At 46.3% G+C, this 21497-nt stretch carries 17 protein-coding genes; 11 read left to right on the top strand and 6 right to left on the bottom strand.

The features are described 5' to 3' along the window. Positions 1–2 precede the first annotated feature (2 nt). The 4 genes from OC538_RS07765 to OC538_RS07750 are packed head-to-tail and all read left to right on the top strand — an operon-like array spanning position 3 to position 4902. Positions 3–293: a hypothetical protein gene (locus OC538_RS07765; RefSeq protein ID WP_251693677.1), complete on the top strand. Its 291-nt coding sequence runs from the start codon at positions 3–5 to the stop codon at positions 291–293. Positions 294–310: 17 nt separating this feature from the next. Beyond that, entirely contained in the window at positions 311–586 is a 276-nt protein-coding gene (locus OC538_RS07760) for a hypothetical protein (protein WP_251693678.1), read from the top strand. 17 nt (positions 587–603) lie between these two features. Further along, the gene (locus OC538_RS07755) at positions 604–4245 is read left to right on the top strand and encodes a multicopper oxidase domain-containing protein (RefSeq protein WP_262174118.1); all 3642 of its coding nucleotides are present in this window, start codon (positions 604–606) and stop codon (positions 4243–4245) included. Positions 4246–4263: 18 nt separating this feature from the next. Beyond that, positions 4264–4902 carry a hypothetical protein gene (locus OC538_RS07750; RefSeq protein ID WP_251693680.1) on the top strand — a complete coding sequence of 213 codons (639 nt, stop codon included), beginning with the start codon at positions 4264–4266 and terminating at the stop codon, positions 4900–4902. A 72-nt stretch (positions 4903–4974) separates the two neighbouring features. Here the strand turns inward: OC538_RS07750 and OC538_RS07745 are convergent, their stop codons facing one another. Together OC538_RS07745 and OC538_RS07740 are read right to left on the bottom strand one after the other, a co-directional pair. After that, positions 4975–5247 carry a hypothetical protein gene (locus tag OC538_RS07745; protein WP_251693681.1) on the bottom strand — a complete coding sequence of 91 codons (273 nt, stop codon included), beginning with the start codon at positions 5245–5247 and terminating at the stop codon, positions 4975–4977. A gap of 331 nt (positions 5248–5578) precedes the next feature. Next, positions 5579–6286, bottom strand: a complete 708-nt coding sequence (locus OC538_RS07740; protein ID WP_251693682.1) for a DNA alkylation repair protein — start codon at positions 6284–6286, stop codon at positions 5579–5581. Between the two features lie 225 nt (positions 6287–6511). On the opposite strand from OC538_RS07740, the gene OC538_RS07735 reads away from it, so the two are divergent. Further along, the gene (locus tag OC538_RS07735; protein WP_251693683.1) at positions 6512–7837 is read left to right on the top strand and encodes a serine hydrolase domain-containing protein; all 1326 of its coding nucleotides are present in this window, start codon (positions 6512–6514) and stop codon (positions 7835–7837) included. A 162-nt stretch (positions 7838–7999) separates the two neighbouring features. On the opposite strand, the gene OC538_RS07730 is transcribed toward OC538_RS07735, so the two are convergent. Then, positions 8000–8317, bottom strand: coding sequence for a DUF192 domain-containing protein (locus OC538_RS07730; protein ID WP_262175204.1), 318 nt, complete (start codon positions 8315–8317; stop codon positions 8000–8002). Between the two features lie 301 nt (positions 8318–8618). Here OC538_RS07730 and OC538_RS07725 point away from each other — a divergent pair, with 301 nt between their 5' ends. Next, entirely contained in the window at positions 8619–9269 is a 651-nt protein-coding gene (locus OC538_RS07725; protein WP_262174111.1) for a plasmid pRiA4b ORF-3 family protein, read from the top strand. Positions 9270–9380: 111 nt separating this feature from the next. On the opposite strand, the gene OC538_RS07720 is transcribed toward OC538_RS07725, so the two are convergent. Continuing rightward, on the bottom strand, positions 9381–9932 hold the full coding sequence (locus OC538_RS07720; RefSeq protein WP_262174109.1) for a DoxX family protein: 552 nt from the start codon (positions 9930–9932) through the stop codon (positions 9381–9383). A gap of 379 nt (positions 9933–10311) precedes the next feature. Between OC538_RS07720 and OC538_RS07715 the strand changes: the two genes are divergently transcribed. Next, a complete protein-coding gene (locus OC538_RS07715; protein ID WP_262174107.1) occupies positions 10312–11838 on the top strand; it encodes a Na+/H+ antiporter NhaC family protein in 1527 nt (508 codons plus the stop codon). 321 nt (positions 11839–12159) lie between these two features. Here the strand turns inward: OC538_RS07715 and OC538_RS17915 are convergent, their stop codons facing one another. Then, positions 12160–13896: an ABC transporter ATP-binding protein gene (locus OC538_RS17915; protein WP_316044283.1), complete on the bottom strand. Its 1737-nt coding sequence runs from the start codon at positions 13894–13896 to the stop codon at positions 12160–12162. A gap of 119 nt (positions 13897–14015) precedes the next feature. On the opposite strand from OC538_RS17915, the gene OC538_RS07700 reads away from it, so the two are divergent. From OC538_RS07700 to OC538_RS07685, 4 genes are all read left to right on the top strand, one after another. Further along, positions 14016–15431, top strand: a complete 1416-nt coding sequence (locus tag OC538_RS07700) for an ABC transporter permease (protein ID WP_262174106.1) — start codon at positions 14016–14018, stop codon at positions 15429–15431. A gap of 13 nt (positions 15432–15444) precedes the next feature. Then, positions 15445–16941, top strand: a complete 1497-nt coding sequence (locus OC538_RS07695) for an ABC transporter permease (protein ID WP_262174105.1) — start codon at positions 15445–15447, stop codon at positions 16939–16941. A gap of 53 nt (positions 16942–16994) precedes the next feature. After that, positions 16995–18809, top strand: coding sequence for an ABC transporter substrate-binding protein (locus OC538_RS07690; RefSeq protein ID WP_262174104.1), 1815 nt, complete (start codon positions 16995–16997; stop codon positions 18807–18809). 255 nt (positions 18810–19064) lie between these two features. Further along, complete coding sequence (locus OC538_RS07685) at positions 19065–20606, top strand: class I adenylate-forming enzyme family protein (protein WP_251693690.1); 1542 nt, start codon at positions 19065–19067, stop codon at positions 20604–20606. Between the two features lie 171 nt (positions 20607–20777). On the opposite strand, the gene OC538_RS07680 is transcribed toward OC538_RS07685, so the two are convergent. Further along, positions 20778–21419 (bottom strand): metal-dependent hydrolase, encoded by a 642-nt coding sequence (locus tag OC538_RS07680; protein WP_262174103.1) that lies wholly within the window; start codon positions 21417–21419, stop codon positions 20778–20780. Positions 21420–21497 lie beyond the last annotated feature (78 nt).

The raw sequence follows: 21497 nt of genomic DNA, 5'->3' as shown, positions 1-21497 counted from the left end.
GAATGGAACAAATAGAAGAAAATTTGCAAGGGAAGTTAGAGCTGTTGAAAGGGGAAGAGCTGCTCGTCATTACGAAAGCGACACAATTGAATTTATTAGGTCAAGTGTTCCGGCCCATTTTTTCTGGGACGGTGTCAGATGTCCAACTGGGCCATATAACGTTAACACCCGTCATTATAAAAATGGTGAATGCGCCGTTTTATCGGTTTCCTTTTCCGTTAAGCATTCCCCTTGAGCAGATCGTCTCGTATTCAACCGATGTGCCGAGTGATATGGCATTTCCACTAACATAAGCGAGGAGGGATGATAATTGGTTCAATCATTCAATGACAAAAAAGAGGAAGGGATCATCCATTATTTCCGGAAGAATATCGGGCGCCGAGCATTTATGTTAACCGAGGCGTTTCCTTTTATGTTCATTGGGAAAATCAAGTCGCTTGTTGAAGACATGGTCGTTTTGGATGTGGAGACGACATCCGTCCCCGCATTGGAGGGAAAGGAGTGGACGGTGCATATCCATTCCATTGAAGTCTTCTATATTGAAACAGGGATTGGTGCCAAGATTCCTCATCTGAAAGACAGCTAGAAAAGAGGGGGTTGTCAATGCTTAGAACGTATCACGTTGTGGCTATTCCGATTCGGATTGTCTTGAACACGTTTGGCGACCATAATCCGAACGGAATGATGTATGTGTTGAAAGAGAACGAAGAAAAAGTGAAGCAGTCGGTGAAGGAAAATCCGTTCATGCCGGTACATCTCGTACAGCCTCTCATTATTCGGGCGAATGAAGGGGATACGGTGGAAATCCTGCTTGAGAATAAATTGCCGTTCCACGCAGGGCTTCATTTCCAGCAAGCGGAGTATGATGTCCGGACTGCGGATGGCGCGAACGTCGGGTTGAATGAAGATAGTACGGTGCCGCCTGACGAATCAAATGTGTACCGGATCCACGTTGTGAAAGAAGGAATCTATTTCTTTTCGGATTTGGGGCACCCTTCCAGCAGCGAGAACGGCTCGAATGGAAATGGATTATTCGGAGCTCTCTTCGTTCAACGGCGTTTTTCGTGGTGGACGGATCCGGAGACCGGGAAGCCGATGAATAGTGGGGTGTATGCGGATATCCACCATCCTATTTTGCCATCATTCCGCGAGTATGCATGGGTGTTCCATGATGAAATGGAAGTGGATGATCTGACCGGGAATCGGCCGATCCATCATTTGACCAACCAAGAGGAAAGTTCGTTCCACGGCGCCAATTATCGGTTTGAACCGATTAACCGACGGCAACAGTTGATTGCCGAAGGGGTGGTCTGCCCCAATTGTGAAGGGGAGGAAGTCCACCATGATTCGTGGGTGTATGGAGATCCCTCGACACCAATTTTACGCGGCTATGTCGGAGATCCCGCGAAGGTCCGAGTCGTTCACGGGGGTGTAAAAGAGACGCATGTTTTCCATTACCATGTCCATCAATGGCTGAGTGATCCCGATGATCTGGAATCAGAGATTATTGACGCTCAATCGATCAGTCCGCAAACCCATTATACTGTGGAACCGCTTTACGGATTAGGCAGCTTGCAAGGTTCATTTGGCGATTCGATCATCCATTGCCACTTATACCCGCATTTTGCGGCGGGCATGTGGGGACTGAACCGGGTTTTTAATACGCTTCAAGATGGAAGCCAGTGCTATCCGAATGGCGTTCCGATCAAGCCGCTGCACCCGTTGCCAGACCGGAAAGCGCCGCCTAAGCCGACAGCCGAAAGACCGGGGTTTCCGAATTTCATTCCCGGCAAGGTGGGCTATAAAGCACCCCGTCCACCGCTTGGCATCGTAGGGGGGCGCGGGCTGACAGAGTTGGAGCGGCATGCCGCGATCGAGAATCCAAGACCTGGAGCCGTCTTTACGGATCCCTGCCCCGAAGACGCACCCATCCGGGAATTTAACATCTCGTTAATCGAGCTGCCCCTTACGTACAATAAGCAAGGATGGCATGATCCTAAAGGAAGAATATATGTGCTGGATGAAGACTTGGAAGATATTTGCGCAGGGAGGAAAGAGCCGGAGCCACTCGTCATTCATACGCCTGCCCATACGGCTTTTACAATCAATTATACGAACCGTTTGCCGCATATTTTGGACGGGGATGCTTTTCAACTAGTCACCCGGGTATATGAAACCGGGTTTCATATCCACTTTGTCAAATTCGATGTGCTAGTGAACGATGGGGCGAATGTGGGCTGGAACTATGATTCCTCCGTATTGCCGGGTGAGACAATCCAGTACTGCTATTATGCTGAGTCCGAATTGAAAGCGTGGTTTTTCCATGATCACCTCTATCCGAACGCCCATCAACAGCATGGTGTTTTCGGTTCTGGCGTCGTCCATCCCCGCTTTACGGAATTCCTCGACTTGCGAACAGGAGAGCCTGTCGTGCATGGAACACAAATTACTTCTATGAATCCATTGATACCGGATTACCGGGACTTTGCATTATTTGTACAGGATTTCACTTTATTGTTTGATAAAAATGGAAAACCGCTGCAACCGCCAAAGTTTCCAAGTTCCGATGACGATCCGGGTTTATTCGGCGTGAATTATAAGAACGAACCGTTGCAATTCAGGTTAGGGAAAGATTGCGATCCCGCTTATACGTTCAGCTCTTATACAAATGGAGATCCCGTTACCCCTATTTTAAGGGCATATGAAGGGGATTCGATCCGGATCCGGCTGCTGCAAGGCTCGCAGGAAGAGTCCCATAGCTTCAACGTGCACGGGCTTAGATGGCATAAAGAGCGAGGCAGTTTGAACTCGTCGTTGAAAGAACAGCAACATATCGGAATCTCGGAATCCTTTACGATGGAAACATATATCGAAAGAGCGGGCGACTACTTATGGGCGTTTGAAACGGAGGAGGATTTATGGAACGGGCTATGGGGATTGATCCGGGCGTATGATGAGAAAGTACCGGATTTAATCTCATTAACTGACCGACCCGAGCCGTTAAAGCGTTCCAAACCGTTGCCGGAATACACGGGTGACAAGCCGCCGCAAGCAGAAGATCCAACTGTCCTCCCTGTGGAGGGGCCGGTCCGCTATTTTGACGTTGTCGCTTTCCATACGAAGCTGATTTATAACGACTTTGGCGACCATGATCCGCATGGCATCATTTTCGCCTTGAAAGAAGATCAAGAGGCCATTGTAAATGGAACGAAAAAGCCGGAGCCACTCATTATCCGGGCCAATGTGGGGGATACCGTGGAAGTGACGTTGACGAGCGAGTTGGAATTGGCGAAGTTTCCGTTTCCGGATGGGATCTATCCTTATCCTATTGTAAAAGAGCAAGCGTATTATCCACCTTCTTTACGCATTTCCCTGCATCCTCAATTGATACAATACGATGTCAAAACGTCTGCCGGGGAAACTGTCGGATTCAATGGCGACCAAACGGTAGGACCCGGGGAGAAACGGACGTATCGTTGGGTGGTGGATACCCAAGTAGGCGCTTGTGGGCTATGGGATATGGCGGATATCCGGAACCATAAATCACAAGGAGCGTTCGGGGCCTTCATCGCAGAGCCGAGAGGAACGGAATATGTTGATCCGTATACGCTGCAACCCGTTGCATCGGGAGCGAATGTTGTGCTCCGGAACCCTTTCTTGGCCGATATTCGGGAGTTTGTGGTCATTATGCATGATGGGGTGCGGTTGTACGATAAGCAAGGGCAGGTCATCTTTGACCCGGTTGACGGAATTTTAGTCCCGCCGCCAGAGTTGGACGAAGATTTACTCGATACGTACGATCAAGGTTCCCGGGGAATTAATTATAGAAGCGAACGATTGATCAATCGTTATCGAAAACATCCGAAGCTGCATGAGTTGTTCAGTTCGAAAGTGTTCGGAGATCCGGCGACTCCCGTTTTTGAATGTTATGCAGGAGATCCCGTAACCATCCGGCTCGTGACGCCGGCTGAAAGAAGAAGAGCACATTCTTTCCATTTGCATGGACATCGTTGGCGATTTGATACGAAGGACATCGAATCGCGGACAGAAGCCTTTGTCGGATTTCATGTCGCGGGAGCGGCGAAGAACTTGGAATTGCTTGGAGGAGCAGGGGCCTATGGGAAATTTCCGGGGGACTATCTGTACCGATCCGGGAATATCCGTTGGGATATCGAACAAGGCATGTGGGGCATTTTGCGGGTCCACGATAAACCGAATGCTGAACTGCCGCCTTTGGAGCAATAGGGAGAGGAGGGGTGAAAAATGAAAAATGAAGAGAATCGGAAGGAATGTCCGGAAATCCTCCCGAACCCTCAACTCCCTTCTCCGACGGATAACCCGCCTCTTGAACTCCTTGAAAAGATATATGATGCCAATGAGTTATTGCTGGATTTGGCTCTATCGGATGAGCGATCGGCGAATGAAATATATCAAAAAGTGTTCGATGGATTAATTGGCTTGTCCGTTGAAGTTCCCATTCGAGCCGGAAAGCCTGTAGTGGGAAGGGTGACGCTCGCAGGTTTCGATTTTGTCGTACTCCAAGCAGAAAAAGTCACTTTCATTGTACCGTATGTACAAATCGAAAAAATCAAGCCCGCAGGCCGATTTGCCGAATCTTTTCCTGACCCGAGACTAAAGGACGCCTCCCCGGGCTGTCAGCAGGCACTGACCTTCCGTTTCGGTGAGATGGTAGCTTCCTCGCCTGAATTGATCCACCTGTTCTTTAGAATCCGGTTGGACGTCTATTTGCTGACTCTGGAATCACATTCACTTCAGGTTGTTACGGAAGATGCGACATTCCTGGGAACTTTAGAAGAGGTAAACAAAGAAACCATCAGTCTTTCCATGAAGGAAAAGGATATTGAGATTCCAATTGGTGCGATCTGTCTTATTCAAGTGTAGGTACTAAAAAAAGAAGTCAGCTAGTTCTCCACGGTAGCTGACTTCTTTCTGATTGGATCGTTACTGATCAGGTCAGTGCGGCTTCTGACCGGAAACTTCCACATATACGATTTTATCGATTGAAAAGATCCAAGACCGTCCGATTGGATGCTCCCGCTTTTCGGTCGCCGACTCTTCTTCGATGTCCACTTCTATTCCTTCCGGATCTAAGGCAAGAGTTGTCTCACTTTCTGCGGAATGGGTGTCTGCCAGGAGAACTTCAACAAAATTAGACCCGACCGAGATGATGGTCCCTTTTACTTCAGTACCGTCCTCAAGCTTGAACTGCGCTTCACACCACAACAATCGGTGGAGCCTAGAAAGGAGTCCGTTTTGCAATCCAGCCAATCGGATACTGAAGTGATGGCAACCGCTGCACCGACAACAACCACAGTGGCTGTGGGAGTGCCCACAACAATCGAAGTGGCAGTATGTTGAGCAACACCTGCCTATCCATTCATAATTCTCATTCCGTCTATGCGAACAGCAGCAATTATGTGAACTCATACGATAACCTCCCTACGGCTTCACCCTTACTATATGTCGTAATCTGGGAAGTCCTTGGTTGGTCAACCTATGGGCAACTACAACAAAAAGGCATTCATCCACATTGGATCAATGCTCTTGAAGCTACTGTTTAACATCTTACATACTTGCGTTTAAAGCCAATCCTTCCTCGATCAATTTCCTTTTGGATGTTTTCGTAAGCGTTGAGGATGGCAGGTTTTTTATTGTCCCGTTTCATTTCGACTGGTCCCATTGCCTTTGCCGTTTCGACCGCCAGTTCATGGAGCGGTAAATAGGAGAAGCCGACTGTGTACATGAAGTTGTTCATGGCGGACTTTGTTCTTTCTGGCGCATCGTGAATCGTGTTATTCACTAATTCTAGCATGTCGGCAAGCTTGTCCGATGAGAATTCAGCGTCAGGACGGTTCCCGAGCAGCCAGCAATAGCAGCTCCAGCCAGCTGACATCCTCAGTTCGTCACCGCAAGCGATCCATTTATCGGCAACTTCTTGTGCGATATCCGCTTCCGCCAACGTGACCGCCACGACATAATCGGACAGCATATAAAAATACGCAGAATCCATCCAACGGTCAAAATCCGTCGCAGTCATTGCTTTCGGGTCTGCAATGATGCCTGCGAAGTACATGGCGTCGTAGTTCCCAGTCGCGTAGAGTTCTTCCGCCAAAGCTTGGTCTATTCCGATTTTCTTAGCAATCGGCTTCATTGCGCCCGTTGCGACGCCGAATAGCGGCTCATGGGCGCCATTGGACATGTATATTTTTTTCGTGCGTTCCTTGCCGAGCGCTTCGAGTTCTTGCATAACTGATTTTAAATCCAATGTGTTAGCACTTCCTTCTTAGCAATTTGCTTTTTACTTATCTAATCCCACTTCATTATCCTGCAACGAACTGCAGTTTGTCAGTAATACACATCTCACTATACAAGAAAACTGAACTACTAATTCGTTTGGAGAGGTGATAGAATGTTAATTCGAAGTAAAACAATTGGAAAGATTCAACCCTTTAAATAACTTTTAGGGATTTGACTATTAACGAAAGGAAGGGTGCAATTGAGTCGATGGGAAGAATTTGAAGCATTCGTTGAAGAAACGATGGAAGCCGAACAAATACCTGGTATGGCAGTAGCGCTTTCTCAATATGGAAAGACTATTTACAAAAAAGGCTTTGGTAAAAGGGATTTGGATTCAAGTGAGCCTGTCACTCCAGAAACTATTTTTGGAATCGCCTCCATTACAAAATCATTTACAGCACTTGCCATAATGAAACTGGTGGAAGAAGGCAAAATAGAAATCGATGACGCAGTTACGAAGTACCTTCCTAGTTACCGATTGAAAGGCTATGATAATAGTAACGAAATTAAGATCCATCATCTTCTATCCCATACAACAGGGCTTGCTACAATGAAGAGAATGGAACAATTAAACGGATTTGAGGAACACCTTAGCTATATAAATGAAATAGAACGAACATACTTAGGGAAGCCCGGGGAATATTTTTGCTATAACAATGATATGTCTTTGTTGTTAGGAACTATTATTGAACGGGTGACTGGAGAAAATTATCAGGATTTTATTTATAAGCTACTATTGAAGCCATTGAAGATGGATAGGACAACTTACAATCTTGATGAATTACATAAATTTGATAATGTGACGAAGCCCTATATTTTAGACGGCGGCAAAGCAGAAATATGCAGTTGGCCGACCTTGGGGAACTATGCTGTCGGCGGCGGTATTCGATCGACAGTTACTGATTTGCTGAAGTATGGAAATGTATATGTAGGTGCGCTTGAAAAAGAGATCATCGGTCATCAATACACGGCGCGAATGGCAAAACCTGTCCACAAAATAAACAGAAATAGCTTTTATGGGTATGGACTTAAAACAACACCTACTTATTCAGGTGTTACATTGGTGGAGCACGGGGGTGGGCAGCCAGGTGTATCATCCAATTTCGGCTTCATTCCTGAGCGGGGAATTGTAGCGGTCGTGTTAACGAATTTGAGTGATGTAAGCGCAGATGCCATTTGGCTTGCAGCAGTGAATACTGTGTTAAATCTTCCGATTGACCAAAAGAGAAGTACAGAACCTTATTTTGAAATGAATCCTGCAAATTTCCTGCGCATGGTGGGTACATACAGATCCGGTGAGGGATCAGAAGTGGTAATCACTTTAGAAGATGGAATGATGACAGCAATTATTTCAAATAGGACTTACAAACTTCGTGCTAGTGATGAAAGAACTCTTGTCATACTGCCTATTGAAAAACCAATACAATTCTTTTTTGATGAAGAAAACAATGCGTGGGCAATATTTCTAGGGCTTCGAATGCTAGTGAAAAGCGCAAGTCACTCACCTGTAAGTTCCTAAGAAAATAAGGTGCCTGTGCAGCGCACTATTCAGTTTATTAACTACAATTGTATATTTTGGAAACGAAAAGTCGGCCATGAAAGCTAATGGCCGACTTTTCGTTGTATTTTCATACCTTAGGATGAATTGTCATAAATGCACCACGCACAGGCACCGACACAATTAGGTTTCATCAGTTGTGTTGAAATTGAATTGTAGTGTGTCATCTACGCGAATTTTCTCTTTTTTCACTGTGCCGAGGGGGAGGATAAGAGTTGAGTATGCTTTTTTTACAGGAGGCACGACTCGCCAAGGTCGACGATAAGACATTGATTTGATGACACGGTTTGATTTTGTGAGAAAGATGACGTCAATTGGATGCCTGATGAAAAACATACGGAGAGAATTGCAAGGCGTGAGAAGAAGACCTTTATTGACAAGCGGACCTTTGTGACTGATACGCCCCTTGAATCTCTTCCAAAATGTATCAGCACGGTTGATTTGGAATGGTAGAAGAATAGTTTTAGAAATAACTATTGAGCCCCCTTTTTAACTCATCTTATTCTTTGTGAACTGTAAAGATGCATTGGAATGCTGAAGTTAGTTGTATGTCACCTTTAAGATAGCCCCTCACCGTTCAATAGGCGAGGGCTTTTTTGAGAGCTGTTTTATACATTGCGTTCAGAATAACTTTGTTTTAATAAGTGTGTACTATACTTTAAGTTTGTAATTCATGCATTACTGGCTTTTATCAACGTAGAGAATTAGTATAAGGACTAACTGTTGAAAGTGAGGTGTTCCCATGAAAGCATATATTGTAAAATTGACATTTGAAGATATTGAACCGCTGATTTGGAGAAGGGTTATAATGCCTGCAGGGGCAATATTTAATCGACTCCACGAATTGGTTCAAAATGTCACAAACTTTCAAAGCAAGTGGATCGATGAGCCGTATCATTACTTTGATGTAGAGGTAGATGGGCTTTTCATTACAAATAATCCTTCGATCCATGAAGAATATAAGAAGGATTTTAAGGGATTGACACTTAAACGTCCTTCCCATCTGAAGATCGATAAGTATTTTGAGGCAAGTGGCCAATTCTTGTATCGGTATGATTCAGGAGATGATTGGCGTATCATTGTGGATCTTGAGGATATCGTAGAAGATTACTATTTCGGTTTCCCGACTGTTCTTGCAGGAGAGGGGACAGCACCTCCTGAGGATGTTGGAGGTCCACCTGGATATGCTCATTTTTTGACGGTCTATCATGATCCGAAACATCCAGATTATTTGGCGATTCATGCGTGGGCAGAAGCGCAAGACTATAAGCTTTTTACTATGGACGTGATTAATCAACGTTTAAAATATAGTCAATACCAGAAAACCGAGTGGGATCGAATTGACCATGAAAACCATTATGTGAAATCGGATAAGTATCGGGGTCCAAAATAAATTTTTCGTCATATAAGAAATGAGAAGTCAGCCATAGATGTGAATGGCTGACTTTTTTGGATATTTGGGGAGCAGTCAAAATCTCATTGCTTCAATTCATAACCTCACCTATTAAACATTCTTTTTCCGATTCCATGGTGTTCCTAATTTCGGGAGCGCCCAACGATCGAGACCGTACCAGCCAGCTACTTTCCATGCGAGTACGAGCCAGGTTGCCAGGATGAACAGCATCGGATTTGAACTTAGCGTCCCTGCGAATAAGAAGCTTACATTCATTAAGGCTCCGAAGAAGGCTGCGATTCCGGTAAGTAATCCAAAAATGAGACCAAGACCAACTAAAAGTTCACCATACGCAACGAAGAAACTGAATAGCTTTGCATTTGGCAGCACGGTGTTTTCTAAGAATAGGGCATACCATCCCGAAACGTCTCCACCTTCCTGCGCTTTCGTCAATGCTCCGTTAATGAAACCTTGAAGTGCAGTCCCAGCGTGTTCGCCTGTCCATGCATCGCTGGATACTTTACCCCAACCCGCTGTCAACCATGCATACCCAACGTACAGCCGAATGACCAACCAAATGACAGCAGAGCGTGTGTCACTAAATAAAAACCGTGATACCGGGTTTTCTGGCACAATAATGGATGTGTTGTTGTTATTTATCATTAAAAATACTTCCTTTTTCCATCGTAACTCAGAGAAGTTATTTTGTATACTATGTTCAATGCTTTGTTGATTTTGCACAAAAAATTGTGTACATATGTTAACAATTAGTCCGTTGGAGAGATACAGGTGCCTGTGCAGCACAATATTTAGTTTATTAACTACAATTGTATAAGTAAATAAATGAAGTTAGTCGTGTAAACTATCGATTGACTTTTCTTCGTATTTTTATACTGATAATTGAATTGTCATAATTGCACCGTACACAGGCACCTTCTTAAATTTCTATCTTTTCTTATTTCCAAAATCTTTCATTGCATAATAAAAAGTATTTATGTATTATTATGCAATACAATAAATAAAGATTGAAAGGATGAACACTATGGAACATATGGGTTTGTTATCATTGATTCCCCCGCTTATTGCGGTTATTTTAGCGATTGTTACGAAGAATGTTATTATTTCACTGTTTTCCGGTGTTTTCGTTGGTGTTCTTATGCTTGTCGGAGGCAATCCGCTAACAGCGACGACAGGCGTGATCGGCGATTATTTATTCCCGCAGCTGACGGATGGGTATAATGCGGCTGTTCTTGTCCTATTATTTTTCATTGGCGGGTTTGTTGCTCTAATGGAAAAATCGGGCGGAGGAGCGGCGCTTGCTGGTGCTTCGGTCAAATTTATTAAGTCACGTGCGAATGCTCAGGTGTCAGCTTGGTTCGGGGGTATTATTATTTTCTTCTCGGACCTTGGGACGCCACTCATTGTCGGTCCTGTTTTTGAAAAGATTTTTGATAAAGTGAAGCTATCCCGTGAGAAGCTTGCTTGGATTATTGATTCCACTGCTTCGCCGGTAGCCGTTCTTGTCCCGTTCATCGGGTGGGGCGTTTATATTATGGGGTTGATTCGTGCGGAGTTCGATAAGTTGGGCATCGCCGATTCTGAATTCAGCACTCTCATTCAAGTGATTCCATTCCATTTTTACGCGATTTTGACGGTGTTGCTCGTACCGTTGATTGCCTTTACGAAGCTAGATTTTGGACCGATGGCGAGAGCTGAAAACCGTGTACGCCAGACGGGTCAGCTTTATTGGCCAGAGTCGAAGCCGTTGCGGAAGGCAGAGGAAATGAAGGAATATACGACGGGCAGCCGCACAATTCTTATTTGGCTACCGCTTCTTGTTTTATTCGTTACGTTGTTCGGTCTGCTCGTCTCAAAGGGCTTTCCGGTCACTCCGGTTCCAGGCGGCGATTTCCGTGTCGCGCTTAGCACGGCGTATCTGTTTGCAGCCATTACGATTGTCATCCTCATGATTGTTTATAAGGTGAAGAAGTTCAATGAGATTTTTGATATTTATACAGCTGGGATGCAGAAAATGGTATACGTAGCGGTGACCCTAGTCCTTGCTTGGTCGCTTGGAAAGGTGATTGGTGAGATGGGAACGGCGGCTTTCATCGTAGAAGTGACGAAAGGAAACGTACCGGCGTTCATCATCCCTGCCATATTATTTGTCGTCGGTGCGGTCATGTCCCTCGCTTCCGGTACTTCTTGGGGGACGTTCGCCATCATGCTTCCGATTGCAATTCCGATGGCCATCTCACTAGATGCCCATATGCTCGTATGCATCGGGGCGGTTCTATCCGGAGGTATTTTCGGAGACCATTGCTCGCCGATTTCGGACACGACAATCCTTTCCTCGACAGGCGCGGGTGCAGATCATCTCGATCACGTCAAAACGCAATTTCCGTATGCAGCATTGAACGCATCCGTCGCCCTCATCGGATTTATCGTGGCAGGAGTGACGGGAAGTGTATTCACACTAATTTTAGCAATTGCAATCCTCCTCGTAGCGACGTTTGTTTTATCTAGACGGAATACAGTTAAAATGGGAGAAAAAGTGACCGTTTCTTGACGATGCCTCTTGACGGTGCCTGTGCAGCACACTATTCAGATTATGCACTACAATTGCATGTAAAAAAAGAGGAATCCAATGATTGCAAGATGTCATTGGATTTCTTTTGCATTTTCATCCGAAACGGTGAATTGTCATAAATGCTCCCTACACAGGCACCGGCTCAATTCAGTTTATTCACTACAATTGTATATAACAAAGGAGGAAGCCGACGTGGTCAACATGTCATTGGCTTCCTCTTGGATTTTTATCCATATTGATGAATTGTCATAAATGTGTCTTACACAGGCACCGATTGAAAAGGCACCGATTGAAGTCCGGTTACATTGCGACCCAATGACCTTTTGATACTTCCACCAATTGAGTGTTGTGTAGGTTGTAGCGGTCGGCTGCAGCAGTGCTTTCTTCCGGGATGTGGCGCTTTATGGTTGCTTCGATCCGTGGGTCGGGGATCGGGATGGCGGAGAGCAAGGATTTTGTGTATGGGTGCAATGGGTTGCTGTACAGTTCCTCGCTTTCGGCCAGTTCGACGATTTTGCCGGCGTACATGACGGCGACCCGGTCGCTAATATGCTTCACCATCGACAGGTCGTGGGCGATGAAAAGATAGGTGAGTCCGAGTCGGTGTTGCAGATCCTCGAGCAGTTCGACGATTTGGGTTTGGATGGAGACGTCGAGTGCGGATAATGGTTCGTCGCAGACGATGAAGTCGGGTTCGACGGCCAAGGCGCGGGCGATGCCGATGCGTTGGCGCTGGCCCCCTGAGAATTCATGGGGGTATCGCATGGCGTGCGCCGGTTCGAGGCCGACCATTTCGAGCAGCTCTTCCACTCTCTTTTTCCGTTCCGTTTTCGATTTGCTCAGTTTATGGATATCGAGTGCCTGCCCGATAATATCAAGTACCTTAAATCGCGGATTCAACGACGAATACGGGTCTTGGAAAATCATCTGCATATGGCGGCGCATCGTTTTCATTTCATTTTTCGACAACCGGTTGACGGCGATGCCTTGGTAGAGGATGTCGCCCGCCGTTGGTTCGTCGAGCCGCAAAATGGCGCGGCCTGTCGTCGATTTACCCGATCCTGATTCGCCGACGAGTCCTAACGTTTCCCCAGGACGGATGTGAAAACTTATATCATCGACCGCTTTCGTCAATTCGCCTTTTCCGCTATCGAAATGTTGCCGTAATGAATCGACTTGAACAAGCGGAATCGTCGTGTCCACGCCTGCTTTAATATGTGGTGTTCGTTTCGGCTTCTTCTTTTCATCAAGCCGGGGCAATGCGTTCAATAGTTTTTTCGTATATGGATGCTGAGGGTTTTCGAAAATCTCAATCGTCGTCCCAGTTTCGACAATTTCCCCGTCTTTCATGACTGCTACCCGGTCGCACATCCCCGCAACGACGCCGAAGTCATGCGTAATCAAAATGATGGACGTGTCGAAACGTTGCTGCATGTTCTTCATCAAATCCAGTATTTGTGCCTGGATCGTCACGTCGAGTGCCGTTGTCGGTTCATCTGCAATTAAGAGGGAGGGTCTGCATGCAAGCGCGATGGCGATCATTACTCTTTGTCGCATGCCTCCTGAAAATTCGTGAGGATACTGGTTATAGCGCTTCTCACTGTTTTTTATTCCGACAAGCTTCAACAGCTCGATCGCTTCTGTCTTCGCTTCCACCTTCGATAAACCCCTATGCTTTACTAGGCTTTCGGCAATTTGTTTTCCTACTCGTATAGTCGGATTAAGCGAAGTCATCGGGTCTTGGAAAATCATACCGATCTCTTTTCCTCGGATGCTTTCCATCTCTTTTTCCGTCTTCAAGGAGAGGTCTTCCCCTTGAAATTCAATTTTTCCTTGCTTCATATACGATGGAGGGGAAGGGAGTAACCGCATGATGGAACGTGCAGTGACGCTCTTTCCACTACCCGATTCGCCGACGATGCCTAACGTTTCTCCTCTCTTCACTTCAAAGTTCACTCCGCGGACTGCATTGAAATCTTCTTCCCTTCCGGCGAATGAAACATGCAGATCCGTCACGCGCAACACTGTCTCCGACATCAAAAATCCCCCTATCGGTCATCAATATGAAAATTCGTAAATTGACAACAACTTAGTCTTTGAATATAGTATAGTATACCGATAGGGATTATACAATATAGGGAAGGAGGAGACTGCGAATGAAACTTGGCGTATCTGCCTTGCTCAAAAGAACGTTCCTAGAGACGCATGGAAGGCCGATGTATCGATTCTTGCTCTATTTGACGGGACTGCCTCTCCATTTACTTGTTACTCTCTTTTATTTATTGAAGAGAAAAAATAGTACATACGCAGCAACGATGGCAGGAGTCGAGTGGGAGCTAGCAGATGAAAAACGCAACTATTTAGTAGCATATGAGGGGCAATTGCTTCGGAAAGCGGAATTTTTCGGGGAGAAGAGAAGCCACGAAGAGATTCATAGGGAGGCGGAAAAGCTGGCGGACGCACGGCTGAAGGAAGAGGCTGCGCGACGGGCTGATGAAAGGCTAACGCAAAACGGTGTGCGGAAAGAGACATATGCCGCATATTTCCTGTCTCTCCTTGACCGGCCGTTATTCCTCATCGCTTCGATTTTGCCAGGGATTGTCATGTATTGTTGGCTGTTTTTGATGAGCAACCCGTTTTTGAAATACATTATGGAGCGGCTCGTCCAAAGCGTGTTCGTCATTATCGGGGTTGGGATACTCGTTTTTTCCATCCTTTATATTTCACCTTTCGATCCTGCTTCTAACATCCTTGGTGAATCGGCGACGAAGGAGCAGATTGCTGCATTCAATCGGATCCATGGTCTGGACCTCCCTTATTTGCACCAGTTATGGAATGCATTGAAGGGAATCGCGACGTTCGATCTCGGTTCATCGTTTGCGGGAAGTGAGGATGTTGCGTCGAGCATCAAGAATAAATTCCCGGTCACGTTTACGATTGCGATGTTTTCCGTCGTTATGGCCATTGTCATCGCTATCCCGGTCGGCATCTTATCTGCGACACGACCGAATTCGTTCTTGGATACGACATTTATGTTCATTGCATTGATCGGTTTATCGATTCCGAATTTCTGGCAAGGTCTTATCTTCATCCTGAATTTCTCGATTAAGCTGAATTGGCTGCCTGCGACTTATAGCCCGGGAAATGTCTGGTCAATGATCATGCCCGTTGTTGTGCTTGGAACAGGGCTCACCGCTTCGATTGCAAGGATGATGCGTTCTTCATTGCTGGAAATCATCCATGAGGACTACATCATTACGGCGCGCGCAAAAGGGCTGACGAAAAGTCAGATGCTTTGGAAGCATGCGGTCGGGAATGCGATGATTCCGGTTATTACGGTCATCGGTCTCATGTTTGGCGGCATGCTCGGAGGTGCTGCGGTGACGGAGAAAGTGTTCAATATTAAAGGGATTGGCAGTTATATTGTGGATAAGCAATTTATTCCAGATATCCCAGCCATTATGGGCGGCGTCGTCTATATCGCGATTACGATATCGCTCGTGAATTTACTGATTGATATTTTGTACGCATTCCTCGACCCGCGTATCCGTTCGAAGATGAAACAATCATAAAGCAGGTGAAAAGATGGAAGAGAAGCTGAAAAATCGGCATGCATTGGCTGTATCAAGGGAATACCCGCAAGCGAATTTCACGTGGATCATTTCGTTGATCCTCTCATTGATCTTCTTAGGGAACAGTTTCTCGTTCAAAACCGGAGACATGAATATGGTTCTGTTCGCTTTTTTTATTGCTTATTTGGCAACGTCGCTATTTCAGTTTTTCATTGTATGGAGAATGAAGAGGGATCTGCTTGGCCATGGTGAAATCCGGAGAGAGACCAGGCGGCTCGGGTATGTGCAGCTCATCAGTTTAGCGACTGGGAATGTGTTTGCCGCTGCGTTCGCGTTCAATATTATCAATAAACGAAAGACGCCGGAATACACTTTTGCCGTGTATATGTTCTTGACGCAACTGTTCGTCATTGCGATTTCGGCAATGAATATATTCAAGCCGTACGTTACGGACACATTTCCAGTAGCGATGGCCGTTTTGCTGGGTATTGCGGTGTTCCATGTAACGGTTTTGATTATCGTAGCGAAGTCAGTGAAGGAAGTGGAGGCGCCGCGATCATTGGGAGTTGTGGCGGTCATCGTTCTTCTCACTGCAGTGACGGGCAATATTTTCGCATTGCTGCTCGGATGGAGTCTGTTGTTGAAATCAATGAGCAACGACCGTTCGCGCATTATGAAATGGAATGTGATGTGGGAAAAGATTACGCGGAATTCCATGGCGGCTATGGGGATGTTTTTCATTATCCTCATGCTGACGATTTCGGTTGTGAGTCGGTTCACGTTCGATTATGATCTTGCGGTCGCAAACGATTACGGCAATATTTTGCAGCAACCGAGCCTAGCCTATCCGTTTGGCACGGATAACTTCGGCCGCGACGTGTTTTCAAGGATTGTATTTGGTGCAAGGATTTCCTTGATCGTCGGCTTCGCCTCGACTGTCATTCCGGCGGTCATTGGCGGATTCCTGGGAGGGATTGCGGGCTACTACAGTACGCGGACAGATAATGTAATCATGCGTTTACTGGATATTTTGTACGCGATTCCCGGAATCCTACTTGCAATTGCAATTATCGCAGCATTTGGCGCCAATACGATGAACCTGATCATCGCGCTCAGCGTCGGGTCGATTCCGACGTATGCGCGGACGATGCGTGCCAATGTGTTGATGGTGTCGAATTATGATTTTGTCGATTCTGCACGTGCTTTGGGAACTTCGGATATGTCGATCATCTTCAAACAGGTTGTGCCGAATTCAATGGCGCCGATGATTGTGAAGTCGACGTTGACGATTGGCGGGGCGGTCATTGCGACGAGCAGTTTGAGTTATTTAGGGCTCGGCGTTGAGCCGCATATTCCGGAGTGGGGGAATATTCTGCGGGTCGGAAGCACGTATTTGGAATCCCATTCGTATTTGGCGGTTTTCCCGGGGCTCGCCATCATACTGCTCGTCCTTTCCTTCAACTTTTTGGGGGATGGGCTGAGAGATGCGCTTGACCCGCGGCTTGATTGATGGATCTTGTTAGTGGCGTCTGAATAAATACATTTAGAACAGGAGAATTGATTATGGGAAAAAGATTAGTAATCATAATGCTCGCGCTTATCGTTGTGTTGGCGGGCTGTGTGAAAACGAAGTCGGATGTGTCCGGTGAAAAGGATAGCGGAGAGACTAAAGGCGGCGGGGGTTCCGGCAAAGTGACGATAGAGTTGCTTGGAACGAGTGCTGGCGAGGAGGACATGAATATTGTCCGTGACCAGCTCATTAAAAATGGTTTTGACGTGAAATTGAATATCCAGCCGGACTACGGCAGCTTCAAGGCGCAGCGCGATGCAGGGAATTATGATATCGCGTTGTCCAGCTGGACGACTGTGACGGGGAATCCGGATTATGCGGTCCGTTCTTTATTTAAATCTGATGGTGATAATAGCAATATTAATGATTCTGAAGTGGACGGTTTGATTGAGAAGGCGAGCACGGAAACGCCTGATGAATTCAAGGAGACGTATAAGCAGCTTGAACAACGGATTGTAGGAGAGAAGGCGTATATTGCGCCGCTTTATATTTCATTTAAAGCGCAAGGAATCAATAAAGATGTGTTGAACCCGGATACGGTCCGTCTTGCGAAATCGAGAGCGATCGCATGGGAGACGATCGATTTCAATGATGCAGCGAAGCGCGATGCGGCGGCATTGATCACTCAGCAGGCGATCGGTTCATTGACATCTCTTGACCCGATCAAAGGGAATGACGGCTCAATCAATACGTTGAACACGAATATGTATGTGCGCCTCGTCAATTTGACGGATGACGACCAAGTTGTTTCGGACGGATCGCTTTCGTATAACTACGCGATTGGCGATGGAAATAAGGATTATTATTTCATTCTCCGTGATGACATCAATTTTGCAAAAGTGGCGGACGGAAAAGCGGTCGATACAGGGGAGCGCGTTGGTGCGGATGATGTCGTATTTTCATTGAACCGCGCGAAAGACAAGGATTCTGTACCGGATCACCGGACGTACAGCTTGCATGAAAGCATGAAGAACGTCGAAATCGTGAAGGATCTTGCGGATCTTGAGGAGGCGAAAGTTTCCGGCGGCGAAGGGTCTATCCTGGAGGCTCTTAGTGAGGGGCTTGAATCTGAAATCGCGGAACTTGTGACAGACAAAACTGCCGCTGACAGCAGCGCTGGGAAATACCAAGTTGTCAAAGTGACGACAAAAGAGGCTTTCCCGCAAGTGCTGAATTATTTGGCTCACCAATCTGCTGGGATCGTATCAAAGCAGCAAGTTGAAAGCATTAATACGTACGACGTGGCGGCGTTTGATGTGAATAAAGATATTCCGTATGGCGACCAACGGACTGTGACGGAAGGTGCAACGTATGACAACCATCTGTATGCGAGCGGTCCATATATTTTGGTGAAGAAAAACGACTATCAAGCGGACTTCGTGAAAAACCCGGCATACCGTGCGGGCAGCGAATTCGAACCGAAAATTTCTGAAGTCACAGTGCGTTTCATTGAAGACGCGGACAGTTCGTTGTCTGCATTGCGTAATGGCGAAATTCATCTATTCAATGGAGTGCCGGAAACGAAGTATGAGCTTGTTGAGAACGATGATAAGTTAGTATTGCAAAAGAACGACAGCAATGCGGTCACTTATTTGCTATTTAATGGAGCTGACCGCGAAGTTGCCAAAAGCGAAAACCTGCGGAAAGCCGTTCTCTATTCCATCAACCAAGACGAATTCTTGAATTTCTACCAAGGGAATAAGAAGAAAGCCTACTCCACAGTAAGCCCGTTAGTCGACACAGGCAACGAGCTCGTGGCAGACCCGGCGAAAGTCAAAGAATTCTTGGCGGAATATCGCGCGGAGTAAAAGCGGTGCCTGTACAGCACACTATTCAGTTTATTAACTACAATTGTATAATCTAGAGAAGAAAATCCGATCAAATTGACATTTGATCGGATTTTCTTTGTATATACATGCGGATAGATGAATTGTCATAAATGTGTCGTGCACAGGCACCGGAACAATTCTGACACAATTTACACCATCTATCTAAATAGAGGGTTTCCGCAATATTCAGCGAAGTAGTCTTCATAGTTGATTATTAGGAATGGGGGATTTAGGATGCAGCATATGTTGTTCGCAGATCCGATTAGATTGAATGCTAGTCGTTATGGAGAAAAGGAAGCGCTATCGTACATGGGCAAGAGGTTTAGTTATCGTGAATTCAATGAGCGTATTAACCGGTTAGCGCACGCGTTGCTTGAGACGGGTGTTGAGAAGGGGGATAAGGTAGCTTTTATGCTGCTGAATTGCAATGAACTCTTTGAAATCATGTTCGCTTGCGCAAAGATTGGGGCGGTTTTCGTTCCAATCAATTCCCGCTTTGTCGGACCGGAAATTGAGCATGTGTTGACAAACTCCGATGCCGTTGGACTGATATATGGGGCGGAATTCGATATAGAAATATCTTCTATTAAAGAGCGAGTGAAGGATGTTCAGTTATTCGTATCGGTTGGGGGCTCTGCTGAGATGGCGTCCTTTGAATATGAAAGCTGGATTGCACGTTATTCCGAAAATGAACCGATCATAGACTATGAATTGGGCGAGCTTGATACAGTTTGCATTATGTATACCGGAGGAACGACGGGTCATCCGAAAGGGGCGGTCCGATCGCACCGGAGCATGTATCTCGTCGCGTTACTGTTCAGTATTGAATTCGGGATTGTGAGAAACGGAAAAGGATTGGTTTCCGGTCCATTGTATGGCGCGGCGGCTCTGTCGACTTCCGTTCCGAATCTTCTCGTCGGGAATTCACTTCATATTTTGCCGAAGTTCCACCCTGTCGGAGTGTTGGAAGCAATCGATAAGGAGAAAACGACGACTTCATTCATGGCACCGCCGATGTTTGACGCGATTTTTGCTTTGCCTGAGGAGGTAAGAAACAAGTACGATGTCAGTTCGATGAAGGGACTGTTTTCAGTCGGTGCGCCATTACACTCTAGCACGAAAGAAAAAGTGATGGCATTCTTTAAGGATGCTGAATTGAATGAGTTTTACGGTGCAACGGAACATGGGGGATCGACGAATTTATTCCCGGAGTACCAGGAACTGAAGGAACGCTCCGTCGGTGTGCCAATGTTAGGAATGGAAGTGAAACTTGTCGATAACGATGGGAATGAAGTGCCGCCGGGTCAACCGGGCGAGTTTTTAGTGAAGGGCTTGACCCTTTGTGATGAATATTATAAGAACCCGGAAGCGACAGCCGAAGCGTTTCACGGCGAATGGCTTGGACTCGGTGATATGGGAGTTCAGGATGAGGACGGATTTTATTCTATCGTCGACCGCAAACAGGATATGATTTTGTCAGGCGCGCTGAACGTCTATCCAGCGGAAATTGAAGGCGTCCTCCATCGCCATCCGAAGATAGCCGATGTAGCGGTGATTGGTGTGCCGGATGAAAAATGGGGAGAAGCGGTGAAAGCGATTGTTGTCCTTCGTGAAGGAGAAGAAGCAGACTCAAAAGAGATCATCGAATTTTGCGATGGCAAGCTCGCCGACTATAAAAAGCCACGAACTGTCGATTTCGCCGACGAACTTCCACGGAGCCTGCAAGGAAAACTGTTGAAATATAAGCTCCGCGAGATGGTGGCTGTAGAGAAATAGGTTAATTGTTTGGGTGCCTGTGCAGCGCACAATTCAGTTTATTAGTTACAATTGTATAACTCGGAAAAGGGAAGCTAGCCAAATCAATGTTTGGCCGGCTTCCCTTTGTATATTCATGTTTATTAGTGAATTGTCATAAATGTGCCTTGCACAGGCACCGGCGCAATTCATTCACCACTCTTTATTCCATATCGGGGCGAACCATTTTACGCCTCGGCGGTTCATGGGGAGGAGCTTCATGTCTGCGATGAGATGGCTGCCATATCCAGCAATTCCCGCTGCTAGTAGACCGTCGATCGGCCACTCCTGTTGTAATTGATTCAAAATGAACGCATAAAACGCGAGCCCTAGAAGTGAGTGAGTGTAGGAACGGTGCGGAAGAAATGATGCTATGACGATATAACTTCCGACCAACAGGATGCCGATCGATTGATGCATCACAATTCCGAGCCACATTACCATGACACCAGTGAGGGTCAACATTCTTCGTTGTGTAATGAGCCTCGATACGATGAACAGGAGCAAACCGATTCCTGCGTAAAGTAAAATGGATGGGGCGAAACCTGTAGTGAAATATTGGTAGACGATTGCTACTAAAATGCCCGCACCGACTAGCTGCATCAGCCATTGTGTGATCTGTTTGGATAGGGTGATCCGGTTGGTTGCCAACCCATTTGTATCCAGGTCGGGGACAAGAGCTGATACGCCGCCAATCACTGAGGCGACTGCGATTGTGTATACATCGGGTTGCACCTGATACCCTGCGATTGCTCCGGCAGTAACGCCGATAAGTGCATGTGAACTTCCTTTCATCTGTAAACCTCTCTCATGGTGTAATCTATCTATTATCCTTCATCTTGAAGAGTGAACGCAATGGGTGGATGTTAGCAC

Origin of the sequence: Saccharococcus sp. Marseille-Q5394, assembly GCF_946901335.1 — a bacterium.
Taxonomy (GTDB): domain Bacteria; phylum Bacillota; class Bacilli; order Bacillales_A; family Planococcaceae; genus Sporosarcina; species Sporosarcina luteola_C.
Note: the sequence above shows the minus strand (reverse complement) of the source record. Positions and strands in the feature narration are given on the sequence as shown.